This window comes from Stappia taiwanensis (assembly GCF_014635285.1).
Lineage (GTDB): Bacteria > Pseudomonadota > Alphaproteobacteria > Rhizobiales > Stappiaceae > Stappia > Stappia taiwanensis.
On record NZ_BMCR01000002.1, the window covers coordinates 390,032 to 405,133 of the forward strand.

14 protein-coding genes and 1 tRNA gene are annotated in these 15,102 nt (G+C 65.2%); 11 read left to right on the plus strand and 4 right to left on the minus strand.

What is annotated here, in order from left to right; all coding sequences use genetic code 11:
• Positions 1-11 precede the first annotated feature (11 nt).
• The 8 genes from IEV83_RS05670 (at position 12) to IEV83_RS05705 (ending at position 7,158) form a co-directional block, all read left to right on the plus strand.
• Positions 12-1,124 (plus strand): S-(hydroxymethyl)glutathione dehydrogenase/class III alcohol dehydrogenase, encoded by a 1,113-nt coding sequence (locus tag IEV83_RS05670; RefSeq protein WP_181758578.1) that lies wholly within the window; start codon positions 12-14, stop codon positions 1,122-1,124.
• A 90-nt stretch (positions 1,125-1,214) separates the two neighbouring features.
• Positions 1,215-1,637 (plus strand): helix-turn-helix domain-containing protein, encoded by a 423-nt coding sequence (locus tag IEV83_RS05675; RefSeq protein WP_181758577.1) that lies wholly within the window; start codon positions 1,215-1,217, stop codon positions 1,635-1,637.
• Between the two features lie 77 nt (positions 1,638-1,714).
• On the plus strand, positions 1,715-2,152 hold the full coding sequence (locus IEV83_RS05680; protein ID WP_181758930.1) for a GNAT family N-acetyltransferase: 438 nt from the start codon (positions 1,715-1,717) through the stop codon (positions 2,150-2,152).
• A gap of 25 nt (positions 2,153-2,177) precedes the next feature.
• Positions 2,178-3,020, plus strand: coding sequence for an S-formylglutathione hydrolase (gene fghA / locus IEV83_RS05685; protein WP_181758576.1), 843 nt, complete (start codon positions 2,178-2,180; stop codon positions 3,018-3,020).
• Positions 3,021-3,255: 235 nt separating this feature from the next.
• Entirely contained in the window at positions 3,256-4,434 is a 1,179-nt protein-coding gene (gene hflK, locus IEV83_RS05690) for an FtsH protease activity modulator HflK (protein ID WP_181758575.1), read from the plus strand.
• A complete protein-coding gene (gene hflC / locus IEV83_RS05695) occupies positions 4,434-5,357 on the plus strand; it encodes a protease modulator HflC (protein WP_181758574.1) in 924 nt (307 codons plus the stop codon). The genes hflK and hflC overlap by 1 nt, the downstream gene beginning before the upstream one ends.
• Positions 5,354-5,539 carry a DUF2065 domain-containing protein gene (locus IEV83_RS05700; protein WP_181758573.1) on the plus strand — a complete coding sequence of 62 codons (186 nt, stop codon included), beginning with the start codon at positions 5,354-5,356 and terminating at the stop codon, positions 5,537-5,539. The genes hflC and IEV83_RS05700 overlap by 4 nt, the downstream gene beginning before the upstream one ends.
• A gap of 125 nt (positions 5,540-5,664) precedes the next feature.
• On the plus strand, positions 5,665-7,158 hold the full coding sequence (locus IEV83_RS05705; protein WP_181758572.1) for a DegQ family serine endoprotease: 1,494 nt from the start codon (positions 5,665-5,667) through the stop codon (positions 7,156-7,158).
• Between the two features lie 132 nt (positions 7,159-7,290).
• Here IEV83_RS05705 and serB read toward each other — a convergent pair whose 3' ends face one another.
• On the minus strand, positions 7,291-8,190 hold the full coding sequence (gene serB / locus IEV83_RS05710) for a phosphoserine phosphatase SerB (RefSeq protein ID WP_181759261.1): 900 nt from the start codon (positions 8,188-8,190) through the stop codon (positions 7,291-7,293).
• Positions 8,191-8,225: 35 nt separating this feature from the next.
• Here serB and miaA point away from each other — a divergent pair, with 35 nt between their 5' ends.
• Both miaA and IEV83_RS05720 read left to right on the plus strand, forming a co-directional pair.
• Complete coding sequence (miaA, locus tag IEV83_RS05715; RefSeq protein ID WP_181759262.1) at positions 8,226-9,155, plus strand: tRNA (adenosine(37)-N6)-dimethylallyltransferase MiaA; 930 nt, start codon at positions 8,226-8,228, stop codon at positions 9,153-9,155.
• A gap of 211 nt (positions 9,156-9,366) precedes the next feature.
• Positions 9,367-9,909, plus strand: a complete 543-nt coding sequence (locus IEV83_RS05720) for a GNAT family N-acetyltransferase (protein WP_181759263.1) — start codon at positions 9,367-9,369, stop codon at positions 9,907-9,909.
• A gap of 105 nt (positions 9,910-10,014) precedes the next feature.
• Here IEV83_RS05720 and IEV83_RS05725 read toward each other — a convergent pair whose 3' ends face one another.
• The 3 genes from IEV83_RS05725 to IEV83_RS05735 form a co-directional block, all read right to left on the minus strand.
• Positions 10,015-11,562 (minus strand): 2-isopropylmalate synthase, encoded by a 1,548-nt coding sequence (locus IEV83_RS05725; protein WP_181759264.1) that lies wholly within the window; start codon positions 11,560-11,562, stop codon positions 10,015-10,017.
• A 418-nt stretch (positions 11,563-11,980) separates the two neighbouring features.
• The gene (gene ilvN / locus IEV83_RS05730) at positions 11,981-12,553 is read right to left on the minus strand and encodes an acetolactate synthase small subunit (RefSeq protein WP_181759265.1); all 573 of its coding nucleotides are present in this window, start codon (positions 12,551-12,553) and stop codon (positions 11,981-11,983) included.
• A 17-nt stretch (positions 12,554-12,570) separates the two neighbouring features.
• Positions 12,571-14,337, minus strand: a complete 1,767-nt coding sequence (locus IEV83_RS05735; protein WP_181759266.1) for an acetolactate synthase 3 large subunit — start codon at positions 14,335-14,337, stop codon at positions 12,571-12,573.
• 577 nt (positions 14,338-14,914) lie between these two features.
• On the opposite strand from IEV83_RS05735, the gene IEV83_RS05740 reads away from it, so the two are divergent.
• Positions 14,915-14,990, plus strand: a tRNA-Lys gene (locus IEV83_RS05740).
• Positions 14,991-15,102: the final 112 nt, after the last annotated feature.

The following is a 15,102-nucleotide window of genomic DNA, read 5'->3' on the forward strand; positions in this document are numbered from 1 at the left end:
GAACGCTGTTCATGGACGTACGCGCGGCAGTGGCCTGGAAGGCCGGTGAACCCCTCAGCATCGAAACCGTCAATCTGGAAGGTCCGCGCGCCTTCGAGGTGCTGGTCGAGATCAAGGCCACCGGCATCTGCCACACGGATGAATTCACCCGCTCCGGCGCCGACCCGGAAGGCATCTTCCCGGCAATCCTCGGCCATGAGGGCGCGGGCATCGTGCGCGAGGTCGGCAAGGGCGTGACCAGCCTGAAGCCGGGCGATCACGTGATCCCGCTCTACACGCCCGAGTGCCGTGAGTGCGAGTACTGCCTCAACCCCAAGACCAACCTGTGCCAGAAGATCCGCACCACCCAGGGCGCCGGTCTGATGCCGGATGGCTCCTCGCGCTTCACCACCAAGGATGGCGACCCGATCTTCCACTACATGGGCACCTCCACCTTCGCCAATTTCACGGTGGTGCCGGAGATTGCGCTTGCCAAGGTGCGTGAGGACGCCCCCTTCGACAAGATCTGCTACATCGGCTGCGGCGTGACCACCGGCATCGGCGCGGTGATCAACACCGCCAAGGTCGAGCCGGGCTCCAAGGTCATCGTCTTCGGCCTCGGCGGCATCGGCCTCAACGTCCTTCAGGGCGCCCGGCTGGTTGGCGCCGACATGATCGTCGGTGTCGATCTCAACCCGGCCAAGAAGGAGATGGCGGAACGCTTTGGCATGACCCATTTCGTCAACCCGGCCGAGGTGGAAGGCGATCTGGTCGCCTATCTGGTCAACCTGACCAAGGGCGGCGCGGACTACACCTTCGATGCCACCGGCAATGTCGGCGTCATGCGCACCGCGCTGGAATCGGCCCACAAGGGCTGGGGCGAATCGATCATCATCGGCGTTGCCGGCGCCGGTCAGGAGATCTCCACCCGCCCGTTCCAGCTGGTCACCGGCCGGTCCTGGCGCGGCACCGCCTTCGGCGGCGCCCGGGGCCGCACCGACGTGCCGAAGATCGTCGACTGGTACATGGACGGCAAGATCGAGATCGACCCGATGATTACCCACACCATGCCGCTGGACGAGATCAACACCGGCTTCGACCTGATGCATCAGGGCAAGTCGATCCGGTCCGTCGTCCTTTATTGATCCAGACGGCTTGACGATTGCCCCTGCCGCCTGCTTCCGGGCGGCGGGGGCGCACAGTCCCACACAACCGCCGACCGAGGAGCAGCATCCATGAGCAGCACCATCAGCGAACCGGAAACGATCTGGTCGGAAACGCGGGACAGGGACAGCATCGGCGGGCGCATCCGCCGTGCGCGCGAGGCGGTCGGCCTGTCCGGCGCCCAGCTTGCCCGCCGGCTCGGCGTGAAGAGCGCCACCGTCAACGCCTGGGAAACCGGCCGCTCGGAGCCCCGCGCCAACCGGTTGACCATGCTCGCCGGTTTCCTTGCCGTCAGCCCCACATGGCTGCTCTACGGCCTTGGCGACAAACCCGCCGATGAAACCCTTTCCAGCGAATTGTCGCTGATCGCCGCCAGCCTGAAGGCCTTGCGCGAGACCCACGACCGCACCGGCGAGACCATCGAACGGCTGGAAGCGCAGATCGCCCGGCTCGCCGATCAGGCCCGCGCCGGCGACGCGGGCGACACCGCGTGACCGTCGCCGCAGTACCGCACGACACCGCTCCCGGCCAGCCCGCTGCGCTGACCGCCCATTGGGCCGGCCTCGACGACATGACGCCGGCGACGCTGCACGCCCTGTTCATGCTGCGGGTCTCGGTTTTCGTGGTGGAGCAGGCCTGCGCCTATCAGGAAATCGACGCGGCCGACGCCATCGCCGAGCATCTGGTGTTGCGGGCGGCAGACGAAGAGCAAGGCGGGGCGATTGCCGGCTGCCTGCGGCTGTTGCCGCCGGAGGGCGACGGACCGGACACGCCTGTGCGCATCGGCAGGATCGTGGTCGCCCCCGCCTGGCGCGGCGCGCGCCTCGGCGACCGGCTGATGCTGGAGGCCATCGACCGGGCCGGACAACGCTACCCCGGCCACCCGCTGATGCTCTCCGCACAGGCGCATCTGCAACGCTTTTACGCGCGGCATGGTTTCTTACCGGTGTCCCCGGTATATGACGAGGATGGCATCGCGCATGTGGACATGCGCCGCGCTGCCGCCTGACGTTCGACCGGAGTAAGCCGACACCATGACCCTTGACCTGATTTCCAGCGCCCGCGCCTTTGGCGGCGAACAGCGCGTCTACCGCCACGCCTCAAGCGCCACCGGAACGCCGATGGAGTTCTCCGCCTTCCTGCCCGGCCAGGCACTGCGCGGCGAGGCCTGCCCGACGCTGGTCTATCTCTCCGGCCTCACCTGCACCTGGGAAAACGTCACCACCAAGGGCGGCTATCAGCGCATGGCCGCCGACTGCGGCCTGATCGTCATCGCCCCGGACACCAGCCCGCGCGGCGAGGGCGTCGCCGACGATGCGGCCTATGATCTGGGCCAGGGCGCAGGCTTTTACCTCGATGCCACGGAAAAGCCCTGGGCACCGCATTTCCGCATGGAAAGCTACATCGCCGAGGAACTGCCCTCCCTGCTCCTCGACACCCTGCCGGTCTGGGACACGGCCATCGGCATCACCGGTCATTCCATGGGCGGGCACGGCGCCCTCACCCTGGCGATGAAGCATCCGGAGCTGTTCCGCACCGTCTCCGCCTTCGCCCCGATCGTCAATCCGAGCACCTGCCCCTGGGGCGAAAAGGCGCTGAGTGCCTACCTGGGCACCGACCGCGCCGCCTGGCGGCATCACGACGCCTGCGCGCTGGTGGAAAGCCGCGGCTGGCAGGGCGACATCCTGATCGATCAGGGAAGCGCGGACGGTTTCCTTGACGAACAGCTCCGCCCCTGGGCCTTCGATGAAGCGTGCCGCAAGGCCGGCGTGCCGCTGACCCTGCGCATGCAGGGCGGCTACGACCATTCCTACTATTTCGTCTCGACCTTCCTGGCCGACCATCTGGAATGGCACGCGGAACGCCTCACCGGCTGACGAGGGCATGACCGACGGCGGCGCGAGAGCGGCAAATCACCGCCTGGCGCCGTTTTCTCGCCGCAAACCGCCGCTGCCGCATTGAAATGCCCCGGTCGAGACGCCACCTTGCGTCGACAGGTTTCATTGAAAGCACAGGCTATTGTTCCTATAACCCGACGAAGCCTGTGTTGGCGTGGTAGATACAACTGGCTGGCCTCCCGGTGGCCGGAGATTCACGAAGAAGGATGTGTTGATGCCTTGGAGCAACCAGAACGGCGGCGGCGGCTGGAAAGGTGGCGGTAGCGGCGGCCCATGGGGGAGCGGCTCCGGCGGTGGTGGCGGCGGCGGCCCGTGGGGCGGCGGCCCGCAGCGTGGCGGCGGCGGCAATCCGCCCGACCTGGAAGAGCTGCTGAAGCGCAGCCAGAACACGCTGAAGACCGTGCTGCCCAGCGGCGGCAACCTGGGCTTCAAGGGCATCCTTCTGGCCATCGTGCTGGTGATCGGCATCTGGCTGGCAACCGGCTTCTACCGGGTGGAACAGGGCCAGGTCGGCGTCGAGCTGGTGCTTGGCGAGGTGACCAACCAGACCGCGCCGGGCCTTAACTACAACTGGCCCTACCCGCTGGGAACGGTCTACACCCCGGAAGTGCTGCGCATTCGCGAGCTGACCGTCGGCATGCGCGAAACCGTGCGCGGCTCGCGGGTCAGCACCCAGGATGTGGTCGAGGAAAGCCTGATGCTGACCGGCGACGAGAACATCGTCGACGTCGACTTCAAGGTGCAATGGCGCATCCGCAACACCCCGGAAGGGGTCTCCAACTACCTGTTCAACATCCAGGACCCGGAAGCCACGGTGAAGGCCGTTGCCGAAAGCTCCATGCGTGAGGTGGTCGGCGAGAGCAAGATCGATTCCATCCTTGGTGAAAACCGTACGCCGATCCAGGTGGCGGTGCAGAGCCTGATGCAGGAAGCGCTCGACAGCTATGGCGCCGGCGTCGAGGTGACCGAGGTGCAGATGCAGAAGGTTGATCCGCCGCAGCAGGTGATCGAGGCCTTCCGCGACGTGCAGGCGGCCCGCGCCGACCAGGAGCGCATCCAGAACGAAGCCCAGACCTATGCCAACCGGGTGGTCCCGGAAGCCCGAGGCGAAGCGGCCCGCGTGCTTGAGGCGGCCAACGCCTACCGCGACCAGACCATCGCCGAGGCGAACGGTCAGGCACAGCGCTTCACCAAGGTGCTTGAGGAATACACCAAGGCCCCGGACGTCACCCGCGAACGTCTCTACCTGGAGACCCTTGAGCAGGTGCTCGGCGCCAACAACAAGATCATCATCGACGAGAGCGCGAGCGGTGCCGGCGGCGTTGTCCCCTACCTGCCGCTTGATCAGCTCAACAAGTCTCAGGGCGCCGCCCGCAGTGGAGGCAACCAGTAATGAAAAACGGTTTTCTCGGTATCGGTGCGGTCATTGTCGCGGTTGTCGCGCTGGCCGCCTATCTGTCGATCTACATCGTCGACCCGGCCCAGCAGGCGCTGGTGCTGCAGTTCGGTGAGATCAAGAAGAGCGAGCGTGAGCCGGGCCTCAAGTTCAAGACGCCGTTCATCCAGAACGTCCATTACTTCGACAAGCGCGTGCTGGATCTCAACATGCCGCCGATCGAAGCGATCGCCGCGGACAAGAAGCGCCTGATCGTCGACGCCTTCGCCCGCTACCGCATCACCAATCCGGTGCTGTTCTACCAGACGGTGAACAACATCAACGAGGCGAACCAGCGTCTGTCGACCTTCCTTCAGTCCAGCCTGCGTGCGGTGCTGGCCCGCGCCACCTTCGTGCAGGTGGTGCGCGACGAGCGCGCCGAGCTGATGGAGCAGATCCGCGTGGACGTCGCCTCGCGCGCCGCCCCGATCGGCATCGAGGTGATCGACGTGAAGATCCGCCGCGCCGACCTGCCGCAGACCAACTCCGACGCGATCTTCCGCCGGATGCAGACCGAGCGTCAGCGCGAGGCGACCGAGATCCGCGCCCAGGGTGAGGAGCAGGCCCGCCGCATCCGCTCGCGCGCCGATCGCGATGCAACGGTGCTGATCGCCGAGGCAAAGCGGGATTCGGAAATCGTGCGTGGTGACGGTGACGCGGAGCGGAACCGGATCTTCGCCGAGGCCTTCGGCCAGAATCCGGAGTTCTTCTCCTTCTACCGCTCCATGCAGGCCTATGCGGCCGGCCTGAAGTCCGGCGACACCTCCATGGTGCTGTCGCCGAACTCGGAGTTCTTCCGTTACTTCCGCGACCCGCGCGGCGTGGCGGAACCGGCGGCTCCCGGCCAGTCCCCCTCGCCGGCAGGCGCTATCGCGCAGTGACCGACCTGTGGGTCGCGCTGGGATTGGTCCTGGCGCTGGAAGGCACCCTCTACGCCCTGGCTCCGGGCGCCATGAAACAGGCCATCCGGCAGATGCTCGATCTGCCGGATAACGTCCTCCGCGCCGGAGGATTGGCGGCCCTGGTGATCGGCGTTCTCGTGGTCTGGGCGGTTCGAGGCTAAGATGACACACTGACAGACGGTCGGGCGCGTGGCGGCTCTCTTGCCGCCCTCGCCTGCCCCTGAACGATCCGCGGCACCGGCCCCCTCGCACGGCCCCGGCGCCGCAAAGTGGAGGACGACGGCCGATGGCCCTGTTGAACGCCGATTTCATTCGCAACGTCTCCCGCCGCGCCACCGTCGCGGCAATGGCGGGCGTGGTCGGGCTCGCCCTGAGCGTGGCCGACATGCGACCTGCCGTCGCCCAGGGCCCGGACAGCGTGCCGGACCTGGCCGAATCCCTGCTTGACGCGGTTGTGAACATTTCCACCGCCCAGAACGTCAAGGCACAGCGCTCCGTGCCGCTGCCACAGGTTCCCGAAGGCTCTCCGTTCCAGGAATTCTTCGATGAATTCTTCAACCGGCAGAACCGGGACAACGGTCGCCCCCGGCGGGTGCAGTCCCTCGGCTCCGGCTTCGTGCTGGCCGGCGAGGACGGCATCATCATCACCAACAATCACGTGATCGAGGGCGCCGACGAGATCACCGTCAACTTCAACGATGGCAGCAAGCTGCCCGCTGAAGTGATCGGCACCGACCCGAAGACCGATCTTGCGGTCCTGAAGGTCACCCCGACCAAGCCGCTCAAGTCCGTGTCCTTCGGCGATTCGGAAAAGATGCGGGTCGGCGAATGGGTGATGGCCATCGGCAACCCCTTCGGCCTTGGCGGCACGGTCACCACCGGCATCGTTTCCGCCCGCAACCGAGACATCAATTCCGGCCCCTATGACAACTACATCCAGACCGATGCCTCGATCAATCGCGGCAACTCCGGTGGTCCGCTGTTCAACGCGGCCGGTGAGGTGATCGGCATCAACACGGCGATCATCTCCCCCTCGGGCGGTTCGATCGGCATCGGCTTCGCCATCCCCTCCGAGACCGCGACCCGGGTGATTGCCCAGTTGCGCGAGTTCGGCGAGACCCGGCGCGGCTGGCTCGGCGTGCGCATTCAGGAAGTCACCGACGAGATCGCCGAAAGCCTTGGCATGGACAAGGCCGAGGGCGCTCTGGTCGCCGGCATCACCGAGGGCGGTCCGGCCGAGACCGCCGGACTTGAGGCGGGCGATGTGATCCTCGACTTCAACGGCGAAGAGGTGCCGACCATGCGCGATCTGCCGCGCATGGTGGCCGATACGCCGGTCGGCAAGGAGGTTGAGGTCACCGTTCTGCGCAAGGGCAAGGAAGTGATGCTGACCGTCACCCTTGGCCGTCTCGAAGAGGCCGATGGCGAGGCCAGCGCGAATGGCGGCACCAAGAAGCCCGGCGACAAGCCCGCGGAAATGCCCGAAGTGCTCGGCATGACCCTTTCCTCCCTCACCGACGAGATGCGCGAGAAATTCAGCATCGCCGAGAATGTGAAGGGCGTCGTCATCACCGAGGTCGAAGGCGGTTCGGACGCCGAGGAAAAGCGCATTCGCGCCGGCGACGTGATCGTTGAGGTGGCCCAGGAGCCGGTCAGCAAGCCGGCCGATGTCACCGCCCGCCTGAAGACGCTTGAGGAAGACGGCCGCCGGCTCGCCCTGCTGCTGCTGTCGAATGCCCAAGGCGAGGTCCGCTTCATCCCGCTTCCGATCGACAAGTGATCGCGGCCCCCTGCGGGCCCCTGCCCGCCGGACCGGGGCAAACACCTTCAGACGCAAGACACAAAAAAGGCCGCCGCGCCCCTGGCGCGGCGGCCTTTTGCATGGCCCCGGCAGTTTGACCGCAATGCGCCGTCAGGCGACCTCGGCGAACTCCTCGACCCCATAGCCCTGCAGGTAAAGCAGCGCCGTCAGATCGCCATGTTCGATCCGTGCATCCGCCGCAGCACCGACCGCCGGCTTGGCATGATAGGCAACGCCCAGCCCGGCCAGCTCGATCATCGACAGGTCATTGGCGCCATCACCCACCGCGAGGGCTGCCTCGGCGGCAAGCCCCTGTTCCGACAGAAGCTCCTTCAGCCGTTGCCGCTTGGCTTCCCGCCCCAGGATCGGCTCGCCGACCTTGCCGGTCAGCTTGTCGTCTTCGATGATCAGCGTATTGGCGCGATGCTCATGAAACCCCACGGCCCTGGCGATGCGGTCGGTAAAGGCGGTAAACCCGCCGGAGACAAGCGCGCAATAGGCACCGTTGGCACGCATGGTGCACACCAGCGTGCGCGCGCCGGGCGTGAGGGTGATGTTCTCCGCGATCACCTTGTCGATCACCGAGGCATCGAGCCCGGCCAGCATCGCGGCGCGCTCGCGCAAGGCCGGCTCGAACTCCAGCTCACCGCGCATCGCCCGTTCGGTGATCGCGGCGATTTCCGCCTTGCGACCGACCATCGCCGCCAGCTCGTCGATGCATTCCTGGCCGATCATGGTGGAATCCATATCGGCGATCAGCAGGCGCTTGCGCCGACCTTCTCTGTTTTGCACAAACACATCGAGCGGCGCATCGCCGATCGCGGCGCGTAGCGCCTGTTCATGCACACCCGGATCGACAGCGCCGCTGGCGAATGCAATATCAACCGCAACGCCGGGATTGAGTGTCTCGATGCCGGCCACATCGGGCAGTTCCCGGGCAAGCCGGGCGGCAAGATCGTCCGTGAGCACCGGCGTCTTCGGATCGGCAAGGATCGTTGCGACCTGGGTCATCGTGCGGCAGGGTCCTTGAAAGAGGGGAAAGAGAATTGGCGGAACAGGTGGTGTTGATAGCCGGGCCAACGGCAAGCGGCAAGTCGGCGCTGGCATTGGCGCTGGCCGAGCGGCTCGGCGCGATGATCGTCAACGCCGACTCCATGCAGGTCTACGCCGACCTCGACATCCTCACCGCTCGCCCCGGCGCGGAGGATTTGGCACGGGCCGAGCACCGCCTCTACGGCCATGTGGACCCGGCCCGGCGCTACTCCGTCGCCCAGTGGCTCGAAGAGGTCGGCGCGATGCTGGACGAAGCCGCTGAACGGCACCAGCCGGCAATCGTTGTCGGCGGCACCGGGCTGTACTTCACGGCGCTGACGCAAGGGCTCTCCAGTGTGCCGCCGATTCCACCTCAGATCCGCGAGAAATGGCGCGCCAAGGCCGAAGCCCCGGCCGGCTGGCTGCACGCCAATCTGGCCGAGCGGGATCCCGCGATGGCCCAGCGTCTGAAACCGGGCGATACCCAGCGGCTGATCCGCGCGCTGGAAGTCATCGAGGGCACCGGGAAGTCGCTGCTGCACTGGCAGCAGACCGCCGGCCCCGCGCGGGTCGGCCCGGAGGCGCCGCGTCTGGTGCTGGCCCCGCCCCGCCCCTGGCTGCATGCGCGGATCGCCGAGCGTTTCGATGCGATGATCGCCGCCGGCGCGGTGGAGGAAGCCCGCCAGCTTTGCGCGCGCCAGCTTGACCCCGCCCTTCCGGCGATGAAGGCCATCGGCCTGCGCGAACTCGGGGCACTGCCCGCCGACCTTGCCGGGCTGGATCATGCATGCGAGCGGGCAAAGACGGAGACCCGCCGCTTTGCCAAGCGGCAGGAGACCTTTTTTCGCGGCCAATTGGGCGACTGGCCACGCGCCGATCCAAGCAGCAGCAGCCCGGAGCAGCTCGCCGCTCCTCTGGCCGAACAGTTGGTGACTGGAAATTAACGAAAAATCGCCTTTCGGTTGAAACGCCCTGATTTTAGCACAATCCTCGGCTATCCCTCTTGCCAGCTTGTGGAGAGCGTTACCCAGCCCGATAAAATCTCCGCATCGTCGGACATCTGTCGTGATTTGGCTGTAACATTGCCTGTAGCGCGCGCGGGAGGAGACACCGGTCGCTGCGCTGACAAAAAAGACACACAACAGGGAGGACGGCATGGTGGATACCCCCATCCTTGCAACGGACCGAATGATGCTGCGCACGTTCAACGCGCGGGATCTGGACGATTTGCACGCATTGCACGCCGATCCCAATGTGAACCTCCATCTTGGATCGCATGAGATCATCCGCAGCCGAGCCGATGCCCAGCGCCACCTCACCGATTACATCACCGGTCAGGAACGGCGCGGCTTCAGCCAGTGGAAGGTGATCCTGCACGATGGCACCTTTGTCGGCCGGGCCGGCTTTTCGGTCTATCCGGAAACCTCCGAGGTCGCGCTCAGCATCTGCCTGATCGCGAAGTACTGGGGACGCGGCTATGCCTCCGAACTGGCTGCCGCGCTGGTCGACTGGTTTTTCGAGCGCACCTACTTCACCCATCTCATCGCCTTTGTTGCCAGCGGCAACGAACCGGCACGGCGGATGATGGAGGGCATCGGCTTCCGTCTGCGCCAGCGCACCCGGATCGACGACGACGCCTTCGATTGCCTGCAGATCCTCTCGCCCGCGCTGGAACGCCGTTTCGCCAACGCCGGCTGACCTCACGCATTCCCAAGGGCGACGGCCCCCCCTTCCCCGCGAAACAAAAAGCCCCCGGCAGGACCGGGGGCTTTCTCGTTGATCGGACTACGACTGCCTCGGCCGTCAGACCGCACGCAACTCGTGATGATCGGGGCGGTTCTGCCGTGCCATCAACCGGTTGAGCGCCGAAACATAGGCCCGGGCCGAGGCCACCAGCGTATCGGTATCCGCGCCCTTGCCGGTCGCCATGCGGCCATTTTGCTCCAGCCGCACCGACACTTCCGCCTGCGCGTCCGTGCCCTCGGTCACCGCATGAACCTGATAGAGCGACAGGTTCGCTTCATGCGGCAGGATTTCCTTGATGGCGTTGAAGGTCGCATCTACCGGCCCGTCGCCGGAGCACTCCCGGGTCTCGTGCCGGCCATTCACATCCATGGTCAGGATCGCCTTCTGCGGCCCGCCGGTTCCGGCGATCACCGTCAGGGCGATCACCTTGATCTGCTCGCCCTGGGTGGCGATCTCGTTCTCCACGAGCGCTTCGATATCCTCGTCGTAGATGTGCTTCTTGCGGTCGGCCAGTTCCTTGAAGCGGCGGAAGGCCTCCTCGAAGGCATTGTCGCCGATTTCGTAGCCCAGCTCCTCCAGCTTCTGGCGGAAGGCGTGACGGCCGGAATGCTTGCCCATCACCAGCGAGGTTTCCTTCACCCCGACGTCTTCCGGGCGCATGATCTCATAGGTCTCGGCGTTCTTCAGCATCCCGTCCTGGTGGATGCCGCTCTCATGGGCGAAGGCGTTCTTGCCGACGATGGCCTTGTTGTACTGCACCGGGAAACCGGAGACCGCCGACACCAGCTTGGAGGCCCGCGTCACGAATTTCGGATCGACCGAACACTCATAAGGCAGCACGTCGGACCGGGTCCGGAGCGCCATCACCACCTCTTCCAGCGCCGCGTTGCCGGCACGCTCGCCCAGACCGTTGATGGTGCATTCGATCTGCCGCGCGCCGCCGGCGACACCGGCCAGCGAGTTGGCAACCGCCAGCCCCAGGTCGTTGTGGCAATGCACGGAGAAGATCGCCTTGTCCGCATCCGGCACCGTGTTGCGGATCGCCTCGAACATCGCCCGGTATTCGTCCGGCGTGGCATAGCCCACCGTGTCGGGCAGATTGATGGTGGTGGCGCCGGCGCGGATCGCCGCCTCGACGCAGCGGCTGAGATATTCGATCGGCGTGCGGGTGGCATCCATCGCCGACCATTCCACATCGTCAATCAGGTTGCGCGCCCGGGTCACCGTCGAGGTGATGATCTCCAGAACCTCTTCCTCGGTCTTCTTCATCTGGAACTCCAGATGGATCGGCGAGGTGGACACGAAGGTATGGATCCGGCCGCGGCGCGCATGGCGCACCGCATCGCCAGCCCGGTCGATATCGGCATTGATCGCCCGCGCCAGACCGGCGATCACCGCCTTGTCGGCGCGCTTGGCGATCTCGCACACCGCCTCGAAATCGCCGTTGGAGGCGATCGGGAACCCGGCCTCGATGATATCGACGCCCATGTCATCGAGAATCTCGGCGACCTGCAGCTTCTCCTCCAGCGTCATCGACGCGCCGGGGGATTGCTCGCCATCGCGCAAGGTGGTGTCGAAAATTACTACGTGATCCTGGCCAGACATGGGTTCGGTGCCTTCCGTTTTGCAGCTCTCCGCCGGCTGTCGCAGTGCGAGCCTGTCACGCGGGAGCGATCATCAGATACTTTGGGAGGGTGTCGTCATATCCCCTGAGTGCCCGCCCACGTTGATCCGGGGCAGCCGACGCTCAGGGGCTGGTAAGGAGAAGGAGACCGCCATGACGAAGGCATCCGCCGCGCGTTGCCCGCGCGTCGATCGCAAAAGCGGCGATGGTGCCAGCGGCGATCATGCGTCTCGTCCAGATCCTGTCTCACCCACCGTCACTGCGACGGAGGAAACCTCGACAACGTTGCGTCCCACATGTGAACGAAGCGTTAACGGGGCTCTTTGGTACCCGATCGGCCCCGCTGTTGCAAGGCCGCTGATTGGCGCGGGCCGCCCCCACGGGTCCGCGCCAAGTTTCTCAGAGCCCTTCCGGCCCGCGCTGCAGGGCGGCGACGCCGGAGCGCGACACCTCGACCAGACCGAGCGGTTTCAGGATCGAGATGAACTGATCCACCTTGTTGGTCCGGCCGGTGATCTCGAACACGAAATGCTCGGCCGTGGCGTCGATCACCGTTGCCCGGAAGGCATCGGCCAGACGCAAGGCTTCCAGCCGCTTTTCGCCGACCCCAGCCACCTTGATCAGCGCCAGTTCCCGCTCCAGCGGCTTTTCGAAATTGCGCCCGCGCGCCTCCACCGTCAGGTTGGTCACCCGGTGGATCGGCACCAGCCGCTCAAGCTGATGGTGGATCTGCTCGATCACCAGCGGCGTGCCGGTGGTGACGATGGTGATCCGCGACAGGTGCTTTTCGTGCTCGGTCTCCGACACGGTCAGGCTGTCGATGTTGTAGCCCCGACCGGAGAACAGGCCGATCACCCGGGCAAGAACGCCCGGTTCGTTGTCGACGAGCACCGATAGCGTGTGGCTTTCGGGCGTTTCGGTGACCGCTGCCATGAAATAGGCGGACGGTGCGTTAAGGTTCTGCGCGTTCATCAGTCTGTCTTTCCCGTTCACACCAGTGCCTTGCCATCCGCGGAAATCGCATTGGCGATCGCTTCGTCATTGGCCTCGTCCGGCAACAACATCTCGTTATGCGCCTTCCCGGACGGAATCATCGGGAAGCAATTGGTGAGATTGGCCACGCGGCAATCGAAGATCACCGGCTTGGGCGTGGCGATCATCTCATCGAGCGCCGCGTCGAGATCCGCCGGCTTGTCGACCCGGATGCCATGTCCGCCATAGGCCTCGGCCAGCTTCACGAAATCGGGCAGGCTCTCCATGTACGAATGAGACAGCCGGTTGCCGTGCAAGAGCTGCTGCCACTGGCGCACCATGCCCATGTACTGGTTGTTGAGAATGAAGATCTTCACCGGCAGCCCGAACTGCACGGCGGTCGACATCTCCTGAATGTTCATAAGGATCGACGCATCGCCGGCAATGTCGACGCACAAGGCCTCCGGATGGGCCACCTGGGCGCCGATCGCCGCCGGCAGGCCATAGCCCATGGTGCCGAGGCCGCCGGAGGTGAGCCAGTGGTTCGGCTCCTCGAAGCCGAAGAACTGCGCCGCCCACATCTGATGCTGGCCGACCTCGGTCGACACATAGGTCTCCCGCCCCTTGGTCTTCTCATAGAGCCGCTGGATCGCGTATTGCGGCATGATGATGTCTTCCGACGGGCGATAGGCGAGCGAGTTGCGCGCGCGCCAGCCGTCGATCTGCGACCACCAGCCATCGAGCGCCGCCTTGTCGATCTGGTGCGACCCGGTGCGCCACAGCCGCACCATGTCCTCCAGCACATGGGCAACATCGCCGACGATCGGAATATCGACGGTCACCGTCTTGTTGATCGAAGACGGGTCGATATCGACATGCACCTTCAGCGAATTCGGCGAGAACGCATCGAGCCGTCCGGTGATGCGGTCGTCGAACCGGGCGCCGATGTTGATCATGACATCGCAGTCATGCATCGCCATGTTGGCTTCATAGGTGCCGTGCATGCCCAGCATGCCGAGCCACTGCTTGCCGGACGCGGGAAAGGCGCCCAGGCCCATCAGTGTCGAGGTGATCGGCGCTCCGGTCAGTTCGATGAGCTCGCGCAGCAGCTGGCAGGCGGCCGGGCCAGAGTTGATCACGCCGCCGCCGGTATAGAAGATCGGCCGGCGCGCGCGGGAGAGCAGCTCCACCGCCCGACGGATCGCATCCATGTCGCCCTTCACGCGCGGCCGGTAGCTCTTGTGCGCCACATGTCGCGGCCCTTCGTATTCGCCAGTGGCGAACTGGACATCCTTGGGAATGTCGATCACGACCGGGCCGGGCCGGCCGGTGGTGGCGACATAGAAGGCCTCATGCAGAATGCGCGGCAGATCCTCCACCCGGCGCACCAGCCAGTTGTGCTTGGTGCAAGGGCGGGTGATGCCCACCGTGTCGCATTCCTGGAAGGCGTCATTGCCGATCAGGTTGGTCGGGACCTGGCCGGTGATGCAGACCATGGGAATGGAATCGAGCATCGCGTCCGCCAGGGCGGTGACCATGTTGGTGGCACCGGGGCCGGAGGTCACCAGGACGACACCCGGCTTGCCGGTGGAGCGGGCATAGCCCTCCGCCGCGTGCCCGGCGCCCTGCTCGTGCCTTACCAGAACGTGCCGAACCGCGTCCTGCTGGATAATCTCGTCGTAAATCGGAAGCACGGCGCCACCGGGATAGCCAAAAACATGCTCAACCCCTTGGTCCTTGAGTGCCTGGAGCACCATCTCGGCGCCGGTCATCTCGCGCTTCATGTCTAAAGTCCTCGATTATCGCAACGTGCGGTTCGCTTCATGTCTTCGTTCATGGCCATGCCCTGTGCAGTGGCTTCGGGCAATAAAAAAGGCCCCCGAGGAGGCCTTGACGCGCGCTGTCGTTCCGGGAAGGGGATCACATCCCCCCGGCAGCGCGCTTCCCTACTACAAGAATGAGCCCGATGCCCATCATCGCCATAGCCTTTCGAACAGGTGTCACCCTGGCAGGGCCGCAACACAATTCCGCGACATCTGCTCTTGGTGCGGCGCAAGGTAGACGCCCCCCGGGGGAGGGTCAAGCGCACTTGTCAGGAAATTTCGTAAAAATGCACCCGAGCTTACCGAAAGTTTCGGGACGGCCTTTTCGTGCCCGTGCCCCCGGTCACGCCGCGCTTTTTTCCAAAGCGCCGGAACCCGGCAAATTCCCGCGACGCCGCGAAGTTTTCCCCAGCCCTGACGCGATCACAGCGATTTTATTTCAGGTTTCGCTTGAAAGCGCCGGGCCAGCTTTGTATATACCCGATCCAGACGGGCGGCGCGGAACGCACCACCGCCCGGCGACGCCGAAACGGCGAGTGGGTGTATAGCTCAGTTGGTAGAGCAGCTGACTCTTAATCAGCCGGTCCTGGGTTCGAATCCCCGTGCACCCACCACTCTTCCCCTTTCAAAAGACACGGACAAGATCACCGGACACGCGCGGCAAGGCGCAGCGCGGGATATGTTTGTTCGCACCTCCCGCCCATGGACACTGCCCCGGAAGGAGGA

What these genes read in the sequence shown, in the direction of transcription:
- serB (WP_181759261.1), bottom strand. Translation starts at nt 8,190, where the DNA reads ATGACCCAGGTCGCAACGATCCTTGCCGATCCGAAGACGCCGGTGCTC.
- IEV83_RS05735 (WP_181759266.1), bottom strand. Translation starts at nt 14,337, where the DNA reads ATGAAGCGCGAGATGACCGGCGCCGAGATGGTGCTCCAGGCACTCAAG.
- hflK (WP_181758575.1), top strand. Translation starts at nt 3,256, where the DNA reads ATGCCTTGGAGCAACCAGAACGGCGGCGGCGGCTGGAAAGGTGGCGGT.
- IEV83_RS05705 (WP_181758572.1), top strand. Translation starts at nt 5,665, where the DNA reads ATGGCCCTGTTGAACGCCGATTTCATTCGCAACGTCTCCCGCCGCGCC.
- fghA (WP_181758576.1), top strand. Translation starts at nt 2,178, where the DNA reads ATGACCCTTGACCTGATTTCCAGCGCCCGCGCCTTTGGCGGCGAACAG.
- IEV83_RS05720 (WP_181759263.1), top strand. Translation starts at nt 9,367, where the DNA reads ATGGTGGATACCCCCATCCTTGCAACGGACCGAATGATGCTGCGCACG.
- IEV83_RS05670 (WP_181758578.1), top strand. Translation starts at nt 12, where the DNA reads ATGGACGTACGCGCGGCAGTGGCCTGGAAGGCCGGTGAACCCCTCAGC.
- IEV83_RS05725 (WP_181759264.1), bottom strand. Translation starts at nt 11,562, where the DNA reads ATGTCTGGCCAGGATCACGTAGTAATTTTCGACACCACCTTGCGCGAT.
- IEV83_RS05680 (WP_181758930.1), top strand. Translation starts at nt 1,715, where the DNA reads ATGACGCCGGCGACGCTGCACGCCCTGTTCATGCTGCGGGTCTCGGTT.
- IEV83_RS05675 (WP_181758577.1), top strand. Translation starts at nt 1,215, where the DNA reads ATGAGCAGCACCATCAGCGAACCGGAAACGATCTGGTCGGAAACGCGG.
- hflC (WP_181758574.1), top strand. Translation starts at nt 4,434, where the DNA reads ATGAAAAACGGTTTTCTCGGTATCGGTGCGGTCATTGTCGCGGTTGTC.
- ilvN (WP_181759265.1), bottom strand. Translation starts at nt 12,553, where the DNA reads ATGAACGCGCAGAACCTTAACGCACCGTCCGCCTATTTCATGGCAGCG.